General features: G+C 63.0%; 15 protein-coding genes. 3 read left to right on the top strand and 12 right to left on the bottom strand.

Features of this window, described 5'->3' with window-relative positions; genetic code table 11:
* Window positions 1-332: 332 nt before the first annotated feature.
* The 7 genes from E7T06_RS05775 to E7T06_RS05745 all read right to left on the bottom strand — a co-directional run bounded on the left by E7T06_RS05775 (window position 333) and on the right by E7T06_RS05745 (window position 9,705).
* Complete coding sequence (locus E7T06_RS05775; protein WP_136364876.1) at window positions 333-1,502, bottom strand: Gfo/Idh/MocA family oxidoreductase; 1,170 nt, start codon at window positions 1,500-1,502, stop codon at window positions 333-335.
* Window positions 1,499-2,509: a sugar phosphate isomerase/epimerase gene (locus tag E7T06_RS05770; protein WP_136364875.1), complete on the bottom strand. Its 1,011-nt coding sequence runs from the start codon at window positions 2,507-2,509 to the stop codon at window positions 1,499-1,501. Before E7T06_RS05770 ends, E7T06_RS05775 begins: the two co-directional genes overlap by 4 nt.
* A gap of 145 nt (window positions 2,510-2,654) precedes the next feature.
* A complete protein-coding gene (locus E7T06_RS05765) occupies window positions 2,655-3,611 on the bottom strand; it encodes a substrate-binding domain-containing protein (protein WP_136364874.1) in 957 nt (318 codons plus the stop codon).
* A gap of 120 nt (window positions 3,612-3,731) precedes the next feature.
* Complete coding sequence (locus E7T06_RS05760; protein WP_136364873.1) at window positions 3,732-4,760, bottom strand: ABC transporter permease; 1,029 nt, start codon at window positions 4,758-4,760, stop codon at window positions 3,732-3,734.
* Entirely contained in the window at window positions 4,747-6,306 is a 1,560-nt protein-coding gene (locus E7T06_RS05755; protein ID WP_136364872.1) for a sugar ABC transporter ATP-binding protein, read from the bottom strand. The genes E7T06_RS05760 and E7T06_RS05755 overlap by 14 nt, the downstream gene beginning before the upstream one ends.
* Window positions 6,303-7,613: an ROK family transcriptional regulator gene (locus E7T06_RS05750; protein ID WP_205750823.1), complete on the bottom strand. Its 1,311-nt coding sequence runs from the start codon at window positions 7,611-7,613 to the stop codon at window positions 6,303-6,305. Before E7T06_RS05750 ends, E7T06_RS05755 begins: the two co-directional genes overlap by 4 nt.
* Before the next feature lie 178 nt (window positions 7,614-7,791).
* Window positions 7,792-9,705, bottom strand: coding sequence for an amino acid transporter (locus E7T06_RS05745; RefSeq protein WP_240740871.1), 1,914 nt, complete (start codon window positions 9,703-9,705; stop codon window positions 7,792-7,794).
* A 610-nt stretch (window positions 9,706-10,315) separates the two neighbouring features.
* Between E7T06_RS05745 and E7T06_RS05740 the strand changes: the two genes are divergently transcribed.
* Complete coding sequence (locus E7T06_RS05740; protein WP_136364871.1) at window positions 10,316-10,531, top strand: hypothetical protein; 216 nt, start codon at window positions 10,316-10,318, stop codon at window positions 10,529-10,531.
* Window positions 10,528-11,205, top strand: coding sequence for a hypothetical protein (locus tag E7T06_RS05735; RefSeq protein WP_136364870.1), 678 nt, complete (start codon window positions 10,528-10,530; stop codon window positions 11,203-11,205). The genes E7T06_RS05740 and E7T06_RS05735 overlap by 4 nt, the downstream gene beginning before the upstream one ends.
* An 86-nt stretch (window positions 11,206-11,291) precedes the next feature.
* On the opposite strand, the gene E7T06_RS05730 is transcribed toward E7T06_RS05735, so the two are convergent.
* Complete coding sequence (locus tag E7T06_RS05730; protein ID WP_136364869.1) at window positions 11,292-12,152, bottom strand: SDR family oxidoreductase; 861 nt, start codon at window positions 12,150-12,152, stop codon at window positions 11,292-11,294.
* Window positions 12,153-12,332: 180 nt separating this feature from the next.
* Between E7T06_RS05730 and E7T06_RS05725 the strand changes: the two genes are divergently transcribed.
* On the top strand, window positions 12,333-13,073 hold the full coding sequence (locus tag E7T06_RS05725; protein ID WP_136364868.1) for a TetR/AcrR family transcriptional regulator: 741 nt from the start codon (window positions 12,333-12,335) through the stop codon (window positions 13,071-13,073).
* Between the two features lie 238 nt (window positions 13,074-13,311).
* Here the strand turns inward: E7T06_RS05725 and E7T06_RS05720 are convergent, their stop codons facing one another.
* The 4 genes from E7T06_RS05720 to E7T06_RS05705 are packed head-to-tail and all read right to left on the bottom strand — an operon-like array spanning window position 13,312 to window position 17,248.
* Window positions 13,312-14,160: an MOSC N-terminal beta barrel domain-containing protein gene (locus tag E7T06_RS05720; RefSeq protein WP_136364867.1), complete on the bottom strand. Its 849-nt coding sequence runs from the start codon at window positions 14,158-14,160 to the stop codon at window positions 13,312-13,314.
* A 55-nt stretch (window positions 14,161-14,215) separates the two neighbouring features.
* The gene (locus E7T06_RS05715; RefSeq protein WP_240740870.1) at window positions 14,216-15,226 is read right to left on the bottom strand and encodes a BadF/BadG/BcrA/BcrD ATPase family protein; all 1,011 of its coding nucleotides are present in this window, start codon (window positions 15,224-15,226) and stop codon (window positions 14,216-14,218) included.
* Between the two features lie 10 nt (window positions 15,227-15,236).
* Window positions 15,237-15,941: a 6-phosphogluconolactonase gene (locus E7T06_RS05710; RefSeq protein ID WP_240740869.1), complete on the bottom strand. Its 705-nt coding sequence runs from the start codon at window positions 15,939-15,941 to the stop codon at window positions 15,237-15,239.
* A gap of 8 nt (window positions 15,942-15,949) precedes the next feature.
* A complete protein-coding gene (locus E7T06_RS05705; protein ID WP_136364864.1) occupies window positions 15,950-17,248 on the bottom strand; it encodes a glycoside hydrolase in 1,299 nt (432 codons plus the stop codon).
* Window positions 17,249-17,309: the final 61 nt, after the last annotated feature.

Raw genomic sequence — 17,309 nt, 5'->3', positions numbered from 1 at the left:
TGGGGAACCTCGTGATCCCTGTAGAGCTGAGCAACATCCAAACGGGGCAAGCATTGACCGTTGATGCTTCCGGGCGAACCCCCCAATCTGCTGGGCAGCCGGCCCCCCTCAGAGGGGAGCGCAACAGCTTTTAGTCCCCACCTCTAAGGGGGTTCACGTTCCAGCTCCATGTTCTCAAGATGTCGCCAACCTCAGCAGGCATCAATAAGTGATGCGGCGAAGGAAGCCATTCCAGATCGCCGTCGCCCGAATACTGTTCTCGGCTCTCTGCCCGGACGGATGGCCAGAATGCCCAGTTTCCAGTCACGAAGGGGAGATATGGAGCCCCTCGTTCAAGTCACCAGTTCTTTCCAGAGGGCGCTCGTCCATTTTTGACTGCTGGCCGCACTTTCCACTGTCTTCTCTATAAAATGCACGCCGCGTGCGCCGTCTTCCAGCGTGGGGAACTGGGCGATATGCAGATCAGGCACACGGCCTTCTTGCTGTGCCAGCAGGGTTTCCGCTACGCCCCGGTAAATGTTGGCAAACGCTTCGGTAAAGCCTTCGGGGTGGCCGCTCGGCACGTGCGAGGCGGCCTGTGCAGCGGGACTGAGCGCCGGACTGCCCCGCGTCCAGCGTTGTTGCGGGCCGTCCAATGGGAATACGTCCAGGTGATTGGGCGTTTCTTGCTGCCAGCGCAGGCTGCCGCGTGTGCCGAAGACCTGCAAGCTCAGGTCGTTTTCGAGGCCGCAAGCAATTTGGCAAGCTGTGAGAATGCCGCGTGCGCCGCCTTGAAAGCGCAGCAGCAAGCTCGCGTCGTCGTCGAGTGCGCGGCCCGGCACGAAGGTGGTCAGGTCGGCACAAATGCTGTCCAGCGTGAGGCCAGTCACGGTGGTCATCAAGTTCTCGGCGTGCGACCCGATATCGCCCACCGCGCCCGCGATGCCGCTGCGGAGGGGATCGGTGCGCCAGTCGGCCTGCGCGTTGCCTTGTCCTTCCAGCCGAGTCGCCAGCCAGCCTTGGTTATACAGCACCTGTACCTTGCGAATCTCGCCCAGCACCCCGCCGCGCACGAGGTCGCGGGCCTGGCGCACCATCGGGTAGCCGGTGTAGTTGTAGGTCACGGCAAACAGGCTGCCCGTGCCCGCCACGATCCGCAGCAGATCGGCGGCCTGCTCGCTGCTATGCACCAGTGGTTTGTCGCACACCACCGGAAGGCTGGCCTGTGCAAAAGCGCGGGCCACCGGGTAATGCAGGTGGTTGGGCGTGACGATGCTCACGCCCTGAATCCGCCTGTCGGGCGGCAAAGCCAGTTCACCCTCCAGCATCGCTTCCCATGAACCGTAACTGCGGCTTTCGGCCACGCCCAAGGGTTGTCCGAAGGCCCGTGAGCGCTCTGGGTCACTTGAAAAGGCTCCGGCCACGAGGTCGAATTGCCCGGTCAGGGCAGCGGCGCGGCGGTGAACGCCCCCGATGAACGCGCCCGGCCCGCCGCCTACCATGCCCCAGCGCAGGCGGGTCATGTCTTCTCCTCTGGCCCCGTGAAAGCGGCGTCGAAGGCCCGCCCAGACGCCGGGAAATCCAGCGTCCGCGCAAAGCTGAGACTCTCCCCTGCCCCGTGCCAGCGCTCCATGCGGGCGTCTTCCCACTCCACGCTCAGCGGGCCAGCGTAGCCGACGTCGCCCAATGCCGCGATGACGTCCTGAAAGCGGAGATCGCCCCGGCCCAGCGAGCGGAAATCCCACATCCGGCGGGCGTCCCCGAAAGTGGTGTGGCCGCCGAACACGCCCACTTCTCCGGTGCCGCGTCCCCACCAGACATCCTTGAGGTGAACATGAAAGATGCGCTGGGGGAAGGCCCGCAGGAAACCCACATAATCCACCCCCTGATAGGCGAGGTGGCTGGGGTCGTAGTTGAAGCCGAAGCGCGGATGGTGGTTCACCGCGTCCAGAGCGCGGCGGGCGGTGGCCGTATCGAAGGCGATTTCGCCCGGATGCACCTCCAGCGCAAAGTTCACGCCGTGTGCGCCGAAGGTCTCCAAAATTGGCGTCCAGCGGCGGGCGAAGTCCTCAAATCCGGCGTCCCAGTACGCCTGAGACGTGGGCGGGAAGGCGTAGGCGCTGTGCCAGATGCTCGATCCCGTAAAACCCGTGACGGTGGGCACACCGAACAGGGCCGCTGCCCGCGCTGTATCACTCATTTCCTGTGCAGCACGTCTCCGCACGCCTTCCGGATCGCCGTCGCCCCACACGTGCGCGGGCAAAATGGCGCGGTGGCGTTCGTCGATGGGGTCGCACACCGCCTGCCCCACCAGATGATTGCTGATGGCCGCGCAGGTCAGGCCGTGATCCTTTAAAAATTCGCGTTTGTCGGCCACGTACTGCGGCTCAGTCAGTGCCCGCTGCACCTGAAAATGGTCGCCGGAGCAGGCCAATTCGAGGCCGTCGTAGCCCAGTTGCCGCACTCGCGGGGCAAGGTCAGACAGGGGCAGGTCGGCCCACTGTCCGGTAAAAAGCGTGATGGGGCGCATAGATGGAACCTCGGAAAAACATAGGGACGTAGACGGGAAAAGGGCAATCGCGTTGCTCACTTCCCCCTCCCCGGCCCTCCCCCGCAAGGAGAGAGGGAGCTGAAAGCCGTACATCATGCTGTTTGTTAATTTCTTGACCAGTCGATCAGAAAGGTGAGTTGGGGAAGTAGTACTTGCTGGCGTTCGCCTTGGTGATCAGCACCGAGGGAATGATGGTGCTGGCGGCCAGCGGCGTACCCTTCACGCGGCTTTCCACCGTCAGGCGCATGGCCTCGGCAATCATGCTGGGCGGGTAGGTCACGTTGGCCTTGATCAGCGGGTCGCCATCGATCAGGCGCTTGACCATTTCTTTCATGCCTGCGCCGCCCAACACGATTTTGATGTCTTTGCGTCCGGCCTGCTGAATGGCCCGCAGCACGCCCACCGCCATATCGTCGTCGGCGGCCCACACCGCGTCTATTTTGGGAAAACGGGTCAAGTAATCCTGCATCACCTTGAAGGCGTCGTCGCGGTTCCAGTTGCCGTAGCGGGAATCGAGCAGTTTCACGTTGGCATTCTTTTTGATGGCGGCCTGAAACGCGGCGTTGCGCTGGTTATCGACGACAGACGTAATGCCGCGCAGCACGACCACATTGCCCCCGGCGGCCCCCAGTTGAGCGGAAATGTAGTCTCCGGCGACCCGGCCAAAGCCGTTGTTGTCGCCCGCCACATACGCGTTTTGGGCTTTGGGATCGCTCAGGCCCCGGTCGACCACCGTAATGAACACGCCCTTGGCCTTCAAGTTGGCAATCGGACGGGTCAGCGGAGCGCTTTCCTGCGGCAAGATCACGAGCGCCGTAATTTTATTGATGGTGTACAGATCCTGAATCTGGTTGGCCTGCTCGTTGGCGTCTTTGGCGGTCTTGACGATGATTTGAGCCGTGGGATACAGCTTTTGCAGTTGCGCTTTGGCTTGGTTGGCGTGATACACCACGCCCGCCGTCCAGCCGTGATCGGCAGAGGGGATAGATACGCCGATGATCTGCTTGGTCTGGGCAAGGGCTGAAGAGGCGGTCAGGGCGGCGGTCAGCAGGGTCAAGCGCAGGACAGTTGAAGTAGTCATATCAGGTTGCTCCTAGAGGGATAACTTGAGAAGGCGGGACACTGGAAACGAACGGTCTGAACGCGGCCTACACGGCGAATTCCCTCACGGCCCACCTCCTGTGCATCCGATTCGGCCCGCTCATTTGCGGCCTCCGCGCTGAAAGAAGGCGACGAGAATGATGACCACGCCCTGCACGGCGGCGTTGAGGTACACGCTGATGATGTTGGTGAGGTTGAGGACGTTCTCGATGGTGACCAGCAAAATCGCGCCCACCACCGTGCCCCAGATGCGGCCATGTCCGCCTTTGAGGGCCGTTCCGCCGATGATGACGGCGGCGATGGCTTCCAGTTCCCACAGGAGGCCCGTAGACGGTGAAGCGCTGCCCAGACGCGGCACGTACAGCGTGGTGGCGATGGCGACGCACACGCCCAGCAGCACGTAGGTGGCGATTTTGACGCCTCCCACGTTGATGGCGGCGTAGCGGGCCACCTGTTCGTTGCTGCCGATGGCCTGCACGTAGCGGCCATAACGGGTGCGGTTGAGGATCAGGCCGCCCACGAGGGCCACCAGCGCGAACACCAGAATCGGAATCGGCACGCCCAGCAGCGAGCCGTAAAACACCGGGCTGTAGCGGTCACTGACCCCCAAATCCAGCGAAATAGCGCCGCCTTGCGAGAGGTAGGTCAGCACGGCCCGGAAAATGCCCAGCGTGCCCAGCGTGACGATAAAAGCCTCGATGCGGCCCCGCGTGATGATGAACCCGTGCAGGAATCCGGCGACTGCGCCGAGGGTCAGGGCAAATGCCATGCCCACCAGCACCGTGCCCCAGCCCGCGCCGAGGCCCGGCACCAGTGCGTTCATGACCAGAATCATGCCCCCGGCGATCAGCGCCGCCAACGATCCCACCGAGAGGTCGATGCCGCCCGAAATGATGACGAAGGTCATGCCCACCGCGATAATTCCGGTAAAGGCCGCCCGCGTGAGAATGTTGGTGAGGTTGGACACGCTCAGAAAATCGGGGTTGAGGGCGGTGGCCACCAGCATCAGCGCCAGCAGACCCAGCAGGGGGCCGAGGCTGCCAATGCGTCCCAGCAGGGTAGGGCCGGGGGCGGCGACGGAGGAAAGAGGCGAAGGCGTAGGGGCCGGACTGGGACTAGGCGTGGACATAGGGCGGCTCCTGTGGGTCTCGGGTGATTTGGGCGGGGTCGTCTCTTTTCAGGCCCGTGACGTACTGAATAACTTCATGTTCGGTCAGTTCTGCGCCGCTGAGGTTGCCTACCAAGCGGCCCCCGTGCATGATTAGCAGGCGGTGGCACAGGCCCAAAAGCTCCGGCAGTTCCGAACTGATGACGATCACGGCTTTGCCCGCCGCCGCCAGTCCGTGAATCAGGTGGTAGATTTCGCGTTTTGCGCCCACGTCCACGCCGCGTGTGGGTTCGTCCAGCACGATCACGTCGGGGTGACGTTCCAGAATGCGGGCCAGCGCCAGCTTTTGCTGATTGCCGCCCGACAGCGCCGACGCGGTCACGTCCAGCCGCCCGCTGCGGATGTGGTGTTCTTCGGCGGCCCGGATCATCGCTGTTTTCTCGGCCTGCACGTCCAGCAAGGGCTTGGCGTACACCTCCAGCGTCATCAGGGTCAGGTTGGGCGTCAGGGCAAAATCTACCAGCAGGCCTTTGCCTTTGCGGTCTTCCGAGAGGTACACCAGTCCGGCGCGGGCGGCGTCACTGGGGTTGCGAATGCGGCGCGGCTGGCCGTCTACCGTCACGCTGCCCACCGTATGGGGCCGCAGCCCGAACAGGCCTTCAAAGCTCTCGGTGCGCCCCGATCCCACCAAGCCTGCGAACCCCAGCACCTCGCCCGCCCGCACGCCAAAGCTGAGGTCACGCGACCACCCCGGCACGTTCAGGCCCGTGACCCGCAGGCGTTCTTGCGGCTGGGGAGAGAGTCGCGGCGGAAACATATCTTCGAGTTCGCGCCCCACCATCAGGTTCGCCATCTGCTGCTGGCTCAGGTCGGCGGCGTCTCTGGTGGTCACGTAACGCCCATCGCGCAGCACGGTCACGCGGTCTGCGATCTGGCCCACTTCATCCAGTTTGTGGCTGATATACAGCACGGTCACGCCGGAATCCCGTAGTTGCCGGATCAGGCCCAACAGGGTGTTCGTTTCGTGCAGCGTCAGGGTGGCGGTGGGTTCGTCCATGATCAGCACGCGGGCTTGGCGCGACAGGGCTTTGGCAATTTCTACGAGCTGCTTTTGCGGCACACTGAGGTGACGCACCAACGTGCGCGGATCAAGGGTGATGCTCAAGCGGGCCAGCGCCTCTGCCGCGCCGCGCCGCATGGCCGCGTCGTCGATCAGCAGGCCGCCCGGTTCATGGCCCAAATAGATGTTCTGCGCCACCGTCAGGTCTTCGGCCAGATTGAATTCCTGATGGATCAGGACGATGCCCTCTGCCTCAGCGTCGCGGCTGGAACGGAAGTGAACGGGTTGCCCGTCCAGCCACACCTGACCGGAGGAGGGCGCGTGGTAGCCGCCCAGCATCTTCATCAGGGTGCTTTTGCCCGCGCCGTTTTCGCCCAGCAGCGCGTGCACTTCGCCCCGCCGAATCCCGAACGACACGTCGCGCAGGACTTCTACCGGGCCAAAACTCTTGGAGACGTTCTCGAACGTGATCCAGTCTGGTGGGGCTGTCACGCCTTGACCGGTCATGCGCTCACCTCCGCCAACAGCGCCCGTTCTATGGCGAGTACGGTGGCTCCGCGCAGTCCGGCCTGCACGCCCAGCGCGGCGTAATCTATGCGGAGTTTGCGGGTAGACAGCGGCAGGCTGCGGGCATACACGCTTTGGCGCACGCTCGCCAGCAGCAGCGGCCCCACCTGCGCCACCCCGCCCGACAACAGGACTTGAGACGGATTCATAAAATTGATCAGTCCGGCGATGACTTGGCCTACCCGCGTGCCCGCAAGCTGCAAAATGTCGTTGGCGACCGGGTCGCCTTGCCTCGCCGCCAGCGCCACTTCGCGGGTGCTGAAAGCGGCAGGATCGGCTTCCAGCAGGGCCGCCAGCAGCGGACTGTGGCCTCCCTCGGCGGCGGCCCGCGCCTCCCGCACGATGTTGGGCGCACCCGCCAGCGCCTCGAGGCAGCCCACATTGCCGCAGGAGCAGCGCGGCCCCGCCGCCTCCACGCTGATATGTCCTATGTCGCCCGCCGCGCCGTCGGCCCCCCGGAACACCTCGCCGCGCATGATGATGCCCGCGCCGATGCCCGTGCCCAGCTTGACGACGATGAAATTTTCTTGGCCCGGCCAGCGGCTCCGCACTGCGCCGGGGGTGTGGGCCGCGCCCAGAGCTTGCCTGCGGGCGTGATGCAGTTCGCCTAGAGCCATCAGGTTCACGTCGTTGTCGACGGCCAGCGGCGCAGCGAACAGGTCGGCAAAATAGGCGCGGAGATTAAAGCCTTCCCAACTGGGCATCAGCGGCGGGCTGATGAGCAGGCCCGTTTCAAATTCCACCGGGCCGGGTACGCCCATGCCGAGGCCCAGCACATGGGCGCGGGTCAGGCCTTGCCCGGTCAGCAGATCATCGATGAGAGGCACGATGTTGGCCAGCACCGGCCCCGGCCCGCGCCCCACTTGCACCGGCACATGGGCAGAACACAGTTGGCGGGTGGTCAGATCCGACAACGCGACTTGGGCGTGGGTGGCCCCCAAATCGATGCCCACCACCACGCCGAGCGCCCGGTTCAGCCGCAGCCCCAGCGCCCGCCGCCCCCCGCTGGACGGCTGCACCTCGCCCTCTTCGATCAAATTTTCGTCGAGCAGCATGCCCACCAAACTGGTCAGCTTGGACTTGGAAAACCCCAGTGCTTCGCAGAGATGCAGCCGTGAAGGATGATCCATCCACAACACGGCGTGCAGGACTTCCCGCTGATCGGGCGTGAGAAGAGGAGCAATGAAGGCAGCAGCCGAAAGTGCTGCCGGGGCCACCGGCACAGACGAGACGGACAGAGTAGGCATGGAAACCTCGGAGCGGTTTGACACAACGTATTGACACAACTGGGTGGTAAAGACAGAGTACGAGTCTGACTTCCGAGTGTCAAAACCAAACTTCGATTTATTTCAGGTCAAAGAGTCGAACTTGATCTGAAAAGAACCCTGTTGACAGGGGTTTTGTTATGGGCGGTGAGGTGAGGCCTTAGCCACCGACGTGAACGATAGGGCGGCGGTCACGGTCAGGCTCGGCACGGCGCAAAATCTCGCGGGTCAGGGGTGGAACGTCGCCCCGGCCCCCGATCACGAAGTCGAGCGCCAGATGCAGGGGGCTGTCTTCCGTCCAGCGCATGTAGACCTGCGGCGGCGCGCCTTTGCCGCGCAGATGCAGCATCACTGCGGCGATGGTGTTGGGCACGCTTGATCCCCTCGCCCGCAGCACTCCGAAAGGCCCGACTTGGAACCCCGTGACCTCTACCGTATCGGTGAATTCACTGGCGTCGTCGATCTCGACTTCTAGGAAAATGAAGGGTTGTTGATCGGGCAAATGCACCATCTGGCGCACCCTCAATTCCTGTTTGCGGTATTCGGCTTCCGAGGAGCGGCCCGGATGATGCGACACAAAGCGCAGAGGCCGGATGGGAAAGCTTTTCAGCAGGGCCTGAGACGCCTCATCGAACTGGACGCTCGACACCCGCAGTTCGAACGAGCGCATGATGCGGGACGTCATTCCGACCGCCAGTACCAGAGCGATGAACAGCAAAGCGATGTACAGACCCTGTGGGTTGCTGAGCAACGTGACCACGCTGGTGTAGACGAAGATCACGCTGATGATTCCGAAGGCCCACGCTTGGCGGCGCTGCTGTCGCCGGACGGCGCTCAGGGTGACGGCGATGGCGGCACTGGTCATCATCGCCAGCACTCCGGTGGCGTAGGCGGCGGCCTGACCATCCACACTGGCGCGGAAAGCCAGCGTGACCACCACCGACATCGTCAGGTAAATCAAGACCAGCGGGCGGGTGGCGCGTGCCCAATCGGGGGCCATGCCGTAGCGGGGCAGGTAGCGCGGCACGATATTCAGCAGGCCTGCCATCGCGCTGGCACCCGCGAACCAGAGAATTAAAATGGTGGACAGGTCGTACAGCGTGCCGAACCGTTCGCCCAAATTCTGGTGGGCAAGGTACGCCAAAGCCCGTCCGTTGGCCTCGCCGCCCGGTTGAAACGCGCCAGCGGGGATCAGCAAGGTAGTGACCAGACTGCTGGTGAGCAAAAACACACTCATCAGGAGCGCCGCGCCTGTCAGCAGTTTTTTTCCGTTGCGGATGCGGCCACTCGGTTTGGCCTCGGTATCCTCCGGGTCACCTTTGATCAGGGGCATGACGACCACACCAGTTTCGAACCCCGAGAGGCCGAGGGCCAGTTTGGGGAATACCAGTAGGGCCGCGCCCAGCAGAGCCAGAGGTGAGCGGTACGTCTGACCCAGCTGCGCCGTCCAGTCGGCCAAGACTTGGGGCTGGAGCGCGATTTGGTGCAGGCCTTGACCAATGACGACGGCGCTGAGGGTGAGATACAAGACGACCAACACGACGGCGATGCCGATGGCCTCTTTAAATCCTTTGAGGAACACCGCCGCCAACAGCAGCACCAAAATCAGCGTTACGCCTACCTGATGGCCTTCCAATGCCGTTTTGAGGAAGGGATTTTCGACGATGTGGGCCGCCGCATCCGCAGCCGAGAGGGTAATGGTAATGATGAAGCCAGTGGCAACGAAGCCGATCAGGGACAGCACCAGAAATTTGCTGGGCCAATACGACAGCAGGCGTTCGAGCATAGAGATACTGCCGTCGCCGTGCGGACTTTCGGCGGCCACCCGGCGGTACATGGGCAAAGCGCCGAAGAGCGTGACCAACACCAACACCAACGTTGCAAAGGGGGCCACCGCGCCTGCGGCCAGCGCCGCAATACCGGGCTGATATCCCAGCGTCGAGAAATAGTCCACTCCTGTCAGGCACATCACCCGCCACCAAGGCTGAGTGTGATGGTGTTTCTGCGCCGCAGGCACTTCTTCGAAGAAGCCTTCTGTGGGCACTGTCTCTTCCTGCACCATCCAGTGGGACATTTTGGCGACCAGAGGATGAGGGGCAGATTTATGGGGGGACATGACCTTAGGAAGTATCCACGCTGCGGCAGTGCAATGGAAGGGCTGGGTAGGTGCGGGCGGCAGGGTTCACTGGGCAGCCTGTGTCTCCCGAGCGAACTGGTACGGACTGCCCGACGCAACCTTGATGGAAGGTTCTCGGTAGCTGCTTATTGAGTCCTGTCCGGCTGAGCAACATCCAAACGGGGCAAGCATTGATCGTTGATGATTCCGGGTGAACCCCCCAGTCTGCTCTCCTGCGGAGCTGTACCAGTTCGCAGCCAGCCCCCCTCAAGGGGAGCGCAAATGCAGTTGTCCTCCCCTCTAAGGGGGGGCGTTGCGTCAGCAACGGGGGGGTTCACCTTCCAGCTCCATGTTCCCAAGATGTTGCCAACCTCAGCAAGGATCAATAACTCACCTGCCGCCCGGCCAACTGGGTGCCTGAAGATGCGCTGAAGGCCCGGAACTGAGGACTATAGTAAAGAGTGATCATTGCAGGTGAGACCAAGATTCAGAGGGCACATCGGCCCGGCTGCTTTGTCCGCGCCTCCCTCACGCCGGGGAACCGGTGAAAGTCAGGCAGCTTGAGGCTTTGCTGGCTCAACGCGGCTGGCTGTACCGGCCCCGCATCGGCACGGAGCATCGGCACTGGCATCATCCTGTGGAGGGGGCCATCACGTTGAGTGGCAACATGGCCCACGAATGCGATCCAGCGCAGGAAGACGCCGTTCTGCGCTGTTTGGGACTCACACACGTCGATCTGCGGCCTGACCTGTGCAAAACCACTTCTAAGCAGGAAGCCCGGTGACCTTGAGCTATCTGGGCCTGATCACCCGAACTCCTGAAGGCTACGCCGGATTCATTCCAGAACTGACGATTCTGGCCAACACCGACACGCGGGAGCAGTTGGAGGAGGCGCTGAGTCAGGGGTTGGCGCTTCATCTGCTGGATGCAGAGCAGACGCGGCCCAAACCTCGGGCGCACCGACTGACAGATTTTCCCGACGAAGTTCAGAGTGCTTACAGCGGGCGTGAGGTAGAGGAACTGGTGGTGACGCCCGCGCCCGTAAACCCTGTGAGTGTGCAAGTGGAGCGCACCCTCGCCGCCAGCGGCATGAGTTACCGCGAAGTCGCCCGGCGGATGGGCATTTTGCCTGCGGCGTTGGCCCAACTGGCCGATCCGTTTTATTGGGATCACCGGGTCGGATCGCTGCGCCAACTGGCCGCCGTCCTGAATTTGGCCTTAGACCTAGCGTTTGTGCAGGCGGTAGAGCTGCCCAAAGGCGCGATTCTGGGCCATCCTTGGGGGGGACTGAGTACCCCGAAACTGCGGGTGCGAGATGTACCGGAAGTCGTGGACGCGACGTTGCCGCTCACGGTCAAATCGGAGCTTGGGACGTTTCGCCTTGGCCGCAAGTCTGACGCCGATGGGCAAGCCAAGCGCCCGGAGAGTACCGTTTACGACGCCCGAGAGTTGCGCTAAGGGCGTGTTCGCAGAGGGGCGGGAGTGTTCTGGGGTTGCATGTCAGAGGGCCACCCCAGATATACGGCACTCTCTTTAACCCCTTATTACAGGGCAAACAGCGTTCTCAAGCCCTCTCCGAGCAGCGCAGGCCGACGCCCCAGCAGCCGTTCCAAGTCGGGACTGATTTCGTCTTCCTGTCCGTTTTTGATGTCGGTCATAAAGCCGGCGACGCGCTGGGCCACCACCGGGGGTACGCCGCGCCCGATCATTTGCGCCTCGAAAGCGGCGGCTTCGACAGGGTAGTAAGCGACCGCCTTGCCCGACAAGCGGGTCAATTCTGCCGCCACATCTTCAAAGGAATACGGCTCTGTTCCGGTCAGGTGATAGGTCGTTTGGTTCCATTGGTCGTTCAGTAAAGAGTTGGCGATGGCCTCGCCCATGTCGCTCCGCAGGGCGAAAGCCACCCGGCCCTGACCTGCGGGCAGACGAATGCCCGTCTCGAACACCTGTTCTCCGACGAACTGCGGCAGGGCGTCCATGTACAGCACGTTGCGGAAGACGGCATAGTTCAGCCCGCTCGCCCGAACAGCGTCCTCGGTCTGAAAATGGCCTTCCATCAGCTTATTGGCGAGGGTGCTGCGGTCTTTGAGGGTTCGGCTGGTGTAGGCGATTCCCTGAACACCCGCTTGTTTGGCCGCGTCTATCACGTTCTGGTGCTGCTGAACGCGGCGTTCTTCGTCTGTTCCTGCAATCAGCAACACCCGGTCTATGCCCTGCATGGCCTGACCCAGGAGGGACAGATCGTCGTAGTGGCCCACGCGCACGCTGACGCCTGCGGCCTTCAGATCAGCCGCCTTGCTCTCGTCGCGCACCAACACAGCGATCTGATCGGGGGCGGCGTCCTTCAGGAGGTGCTGAACAACGATCCTGCCTAACTTTCCGGTGGCTCCAGTCACTAAAATCATGGGTACTCCTTGTGGGATGGGCCGCACGCGCCGTCATTCGGCGGGCGGTCTTGGGCGACTTGGGGTGTCGTTCGGGAACGTGGAAGACAAAGTGATCTCGGCAGAGTGTTTACATCGATAACATAAAACAAGGATCACTGATATGTCAAACTGATAACGCCGCAGTGTTATCATTGATATATGAAGTCGCCCGCCTTGCCGTCGCCCCGAACCCGGATGGTGCAGGCCGCCCTGACCCTGCTGGAAACGGGGGGCGTAGAGGCCGTGTCTACCCGTGCCGTCAGTGCCGCCGCCGAAGTGCAGCCACCTACCATCTACCGTCATTTCGGGGATATGCAGGGCCTTCTGAACGAAGTCGCCAGCACTGGTTTTACGGCCTATCTCCGGGAAAAAGGGGCGCGGGCCACGCTCAGCGATCCAGTCGAGCAACTGCGCGAAGGCTGGAATCTACACGTCGAGTTCGGCTTGACGCACCCTCACCTGTACAGGCTGATGTACGGTGCGGCCCAAGCGGGTGCGGGGCCGTCCGGTTCATCTTGGCCCGCAGCCCAAGAGGGGACGGCCATGTTGCACCAACTCCTCCAGCGGGTCGCGGAGGCTGGACGGCTGGCCGTGAGTGTAGACCGGGCGGCAGCGATGGTTCACGGTGCGGCGCTGGGGGTGACGCTCAGCCTGCTCAGTGCCCCCGTCAAAGACCCGGCTTTGCCCGACCTGATGCTCAGCGCCGTGTTGACCGCCATCCTGACCCCTGACCCTGCCGCAGTCACCGGGCCAGCTTTGGGGCCAGATTCAGACTCCGCCACACCGCAAGCTGCCGCCCACGCGGTTTCACTGGTGGCCCTCTTGCCCAATCTCAAAGCCCCATTCAGCGACGCAGAGCAACGCCTGCTGACCGAATGGCTGCACCGCTTGATCTCCTAACACACGGCGCAGAATGCAGCGGCCTGCGCTCCAGGTTCGGACTGAGTGCAGCGTTCTAGAAGTTCTTAACCCCTCTCCACTGGTGAGAGAGGGCGTTGCGGAGCAACGGGTGAGGGGGACACGAAGCGGACTCAAGCTTAAAAACTTACGAAACGCTGTACTGAAGCAAGACGTTTCTATATTTTGTTCTATGTGTTGACGGTGTCACTTTCTTGGTGGCCCCTGCCGCATTGCTGCTTCAAACGTATACCGGGTTGCGCGTCTCGCCCGCCTGCAACACTTCGAGGGCGTCTCCGACGTGCAAGTGCCCGGTACGCTCGCTGTAGGGCGCGTGCTGCACCAAATGTTGACCGAAAAGAATAGCCTGCCCGTCTCTCCGCAGCCGGGCCATAGACCGCAGCGGCTCGGCAGACCTCGTGCCCTGCGCCGTCACATTCAGCACGCTGCAGCGGGCGCAGCTTTCCACCACTTCAAAGGTCAGATTGCCAACATGGATCAAGCGCCAGAAGTCTTCTTGATAGGCGCTGCCGCCGCCGATGACCAGATTGGGCCGAAAATTTTGGGGGTCGACCGGACGGCTCAAGTTTAGATTCAGGTCGGCCACCGAGGCCTCCGATATCAGATGAAAAGGGTTGCCGTCGGCGAAACCCAGTTGCGAGCGGTAAGGGCGGTCGGCGGGTTGCCAGCGTTCCTCCCCGTCGGGCATATAGATCAGGTCGCAGGGCTGGCCCAGATAGGCCGTGAACCAAGCCGAAGCCTCCCCCGAAACCGACACACAGGCAAGTGGTTGGCCCCACATATCGGCCTGCCTCCGGAGACCCAACGGCTGCCAGGGCACGGCGAGCGGCGGCATGTTCGGGGCCGACACGCTCAAGCCGTCCTCGGTCAGCACCACTTCGATCAGGCGCATGGCTGGACATTCGCGCTGGGTCAGGGGCCGCGCAGCCTCGTCGATGACCATCCAGCGACGGTCATGCTGCAGGCCGCGTGGCCCAATCTGGCTGCTGTCCAGCGAAATTCGCCCCGCCGATTTGATGGGATAGATATACAGGGCGCTGAGGGTCAAGGCGGCGGTCGGGCTGGGCATGGGTCGTCCTTTGAAGGGGCAGGAGAGAAAGGGGTTGGGAACATCAGAATTTTCCTCAAGTCATAAATAAGGATTCGGCGGGGCAAGTGTCTTCTAGTTGCTGAAACAAGGCCGGGGTGACGGGCACGCCCGCCAATTCCAGCGCCAGCAGGAGCGCCCCGAACACCGGTTCATGGTGGCTGGGTTGCCACGCGACTTCTGGGTGCTGTTCGCGCACCTGCGCCAATAAGGCCTCCCGCAAGGTGGGCGAGGCGTGGCGCATGACTCCGCCGGATGTGGTTAGCAGGTAACGCCCGGTCAGACCGACTTTGCGGGCGGCAGCCAAAGCATAGTCGCCCAGCGACGCGCCGTGCTGCTGCACGAGGCGCAGGCTGGCCGGGTCGCCCGCTTGGGCCTCATCCAGCAGCACGCGGGCCAAGCGGCCCAAGTGGGCACACGGCGGCTGCGCTCTGGCTGTAAAAGAATGCAGCAAAGCGTCTACGGTGGCGCAGCCGAAATGCGCCAACACCCGCCCGGTCAGGCTGGTGGGCGGATCGATGCCCAAATCGGCGCGGTACACGGCACGCAGGGCAAGTTGGGCCAACTGCTCGGCTCCTTCCGGCTCTTGCCAATAACTGCTGTGCCAAGTGTGACCGTCAGCGGCGCGGGCGGCGGTGCCCGCACTGGTGCCGCACACCACCGCCACACCCACGCCGTCCATTGATCCGGCCCGCAACGCCCCCACCGCGTCGTTCACCACTTCGCCTCGCTCCGCCCAGTCCCAGCGGCGCAGTTCATCGTGTAGCACCTCAAAGTCTTCCGGCCAGTCAGCTCCGGCGGCGCTGAGAGTGACCGCCAGAAAGGGCCGACGCTCTCGGCTGCCCACTCCCAGACTCTTCACCCCGGCACTCTGGCTGGCCTGCATCACAGCGGCTTCTAGGGCAGCCAGCGAACCGGAATGCGACACGTAGATGTTGCTGCTGCCCGCCCGCCCCCAGCCCCGCACCCGGCCCGACGTATCGGCAATCAGGGCGATGGTTTTGGTGTTGCCTGCGTCAATGCCCAGCACCAGGTCAGGTGGATTCATGCCACAGCCCTCACAGCCACGCCGCCTCATCTGCGATGACGGTCAGGGCCGTGCGGCGCAGCAGTGAAGCGGGCAGATTGGGCGTCTGATCGCCTTCCAGCGTGCAGCGCAGTATTCCGCGTTTGTGTGCGCCCGACACCAGCAGCACCGTTTGGCGGGCCGAGAGAATCAGATTCATGCCCGCCGTCATGGCCCCGGTGGGTACGGCAAGACCGTTCCAGTACACGCGGTTGCTTTCCAAACTTTCCGGCGTCAGCGTGACAGTGCGGGTGGGGGACTCGGGTGGGCTGGGCGGTTCGTTGAAGCCTAGATGCCCGTTGGGGCCAAGACCCAAGAGGGCCAGATCAAGGCCGCCCAGTGCTGCCACATCCCGGTCAAACTCCTCCGGCACATGCAGCCGAATAGTGCGCGTGATGCCCAACGGCGCGACGAAAGAACGCTGCATCCAGCCCCACAAGCTGCGCGGGTCATCGTCTGTGAGGCCCAAATACTCGTCGAGTTGAACGGCGGTGACGCGGCTAAAATCGGCCTGACCTGCCGCCGCCCGCCGCGCCAACTCCGCATAAGTGGGCATGGGCGTATTGCCCGTCGCCACCAAGATGCTGAGATCAGGCTTTTGCTGCACCGCCGCACAAATCAGGTCGGCGGCAGCGTGGGCGAGGGCCTGCGCGTCGGCCTCGATCTTCAGCGTCACGCCCGCTGGCAGGTTTCCCACCGACTCCACTACCACAACCGCTCCGGCAGGTGGGCACGGTGGGCCTGGGCCAATTCGTCGTACAAGTCCTGCGCCAGCGGCAATGTGCGAACCAACGGATTGCTGGTCAGGGCTTGAATGGCCTGCTGCTTAGTGCCGTCCCATGCGGCGTCGGCGGCCAGTTGTTGATATTCGCCCAGCGCCCCGAGTAACCCACGCACCGGCGGCGGCACGCGGTAGCCCGCAATGGGCCGCACGCCCTGAAGGTTCACCATGCACGGCACTTCCACCACGCGCTCATCAGGGAAATCCTGAATGGCCCCGCCGTTGACCACGTTGGTGGGCCACACCTCATTTTTGTCGTTGAACACGGCGTCCATCACGTCTACGGCCACTTCCAGTTCAAAAATCCCGCCGCGAGACAGCGACGGTTCCAGCGTGGGGCGTGGGGCCGAAGCTTGTTCAAAGTAATGCTGCCAGTAGCTCGGCACATCGGCCAAAATATCCTGTGCGCGGGTGGTGGGCTTGGCCTGCAACTCCCGGCGCATCTCGTCTTCAAAGTAGTAGTACTTCATATAGGAGGCGGGCAGGCTGTTCATGGTCACGGCCAACTGCACCCAGCGCCGCGTCCAGTCGTCGGCAATGCCTTCTTCCAGCTTGTGGGCCAGCAGCGGCAGCATCGGCTGGCCGTCATACTGCGCCCCGCCGTCTGGGGTTTGGGCGCTCCAGCAGGCATGGTTCAGGCCCAGCATCACCGCCCGCACTTTGGCCGGGTCAAGGCCCACCAGTTCGGCAATTTCGCCGGGAAAGACAATCGGGCCTTCGCACAACGACACCACCCGAATGGGCGAATGGTCGGCCACCGCCTGAGCCACGATATTGACCGGGTTGGTGTAGTTGAACAGCGTGGCGTCAGGGCAGACCTGTTCCATGTCCTGCACCAACTCACGCGCCACCGCGATGGCCCGCAGCGCCATAAAAAACCCGCCCGCGCCCTGCGTCTCTTGCCCGATCGCGCCGTGTTTCAGGGGAATGCGTTCGTCTTGGTAACGGGCCTCGAAGCCGCCCGGACGGTAGCTGGACAGCACTCCTGCGCAGTCGCTTAGGGCGGACTTGCGGTCGGTGGTGGCCGTAATTTTTATCTCAGCGCCTTCCGCCTCGGCCATCTTCACCGACAGGCGGCGCACGAGTTCGAGGCGTTCTGGATTCAGGTCATGCAGAGCAATTTCACAGCCCGCAAAATTCTGGGCCTGCCGAATAAACGAAGCGACGGTGCCGGGAGCGCGGGTGCTGCCGCCGCCGATGTAGGCAATTTTGACGCTGGCCATAGGTGGTTCCTTTGGGGTTGGGGGAAGGGGCGGTCTGAGGGGGCGTGGTCTAAGGGTCTAG

The sequence above is a fragment of the Deinococcus sp. Arct2-2 genome, from assembly GCF_004801315.1.
Lineage (GTDB): Bacteria > Deinococcota > Deinococci > Deinococcales > Deinococcaceae > Deinococcus.
Note: the sequence above shows the minus strand (reverse complement) of the source record. Positions and strands in the feature narration are given on the sequence as shown.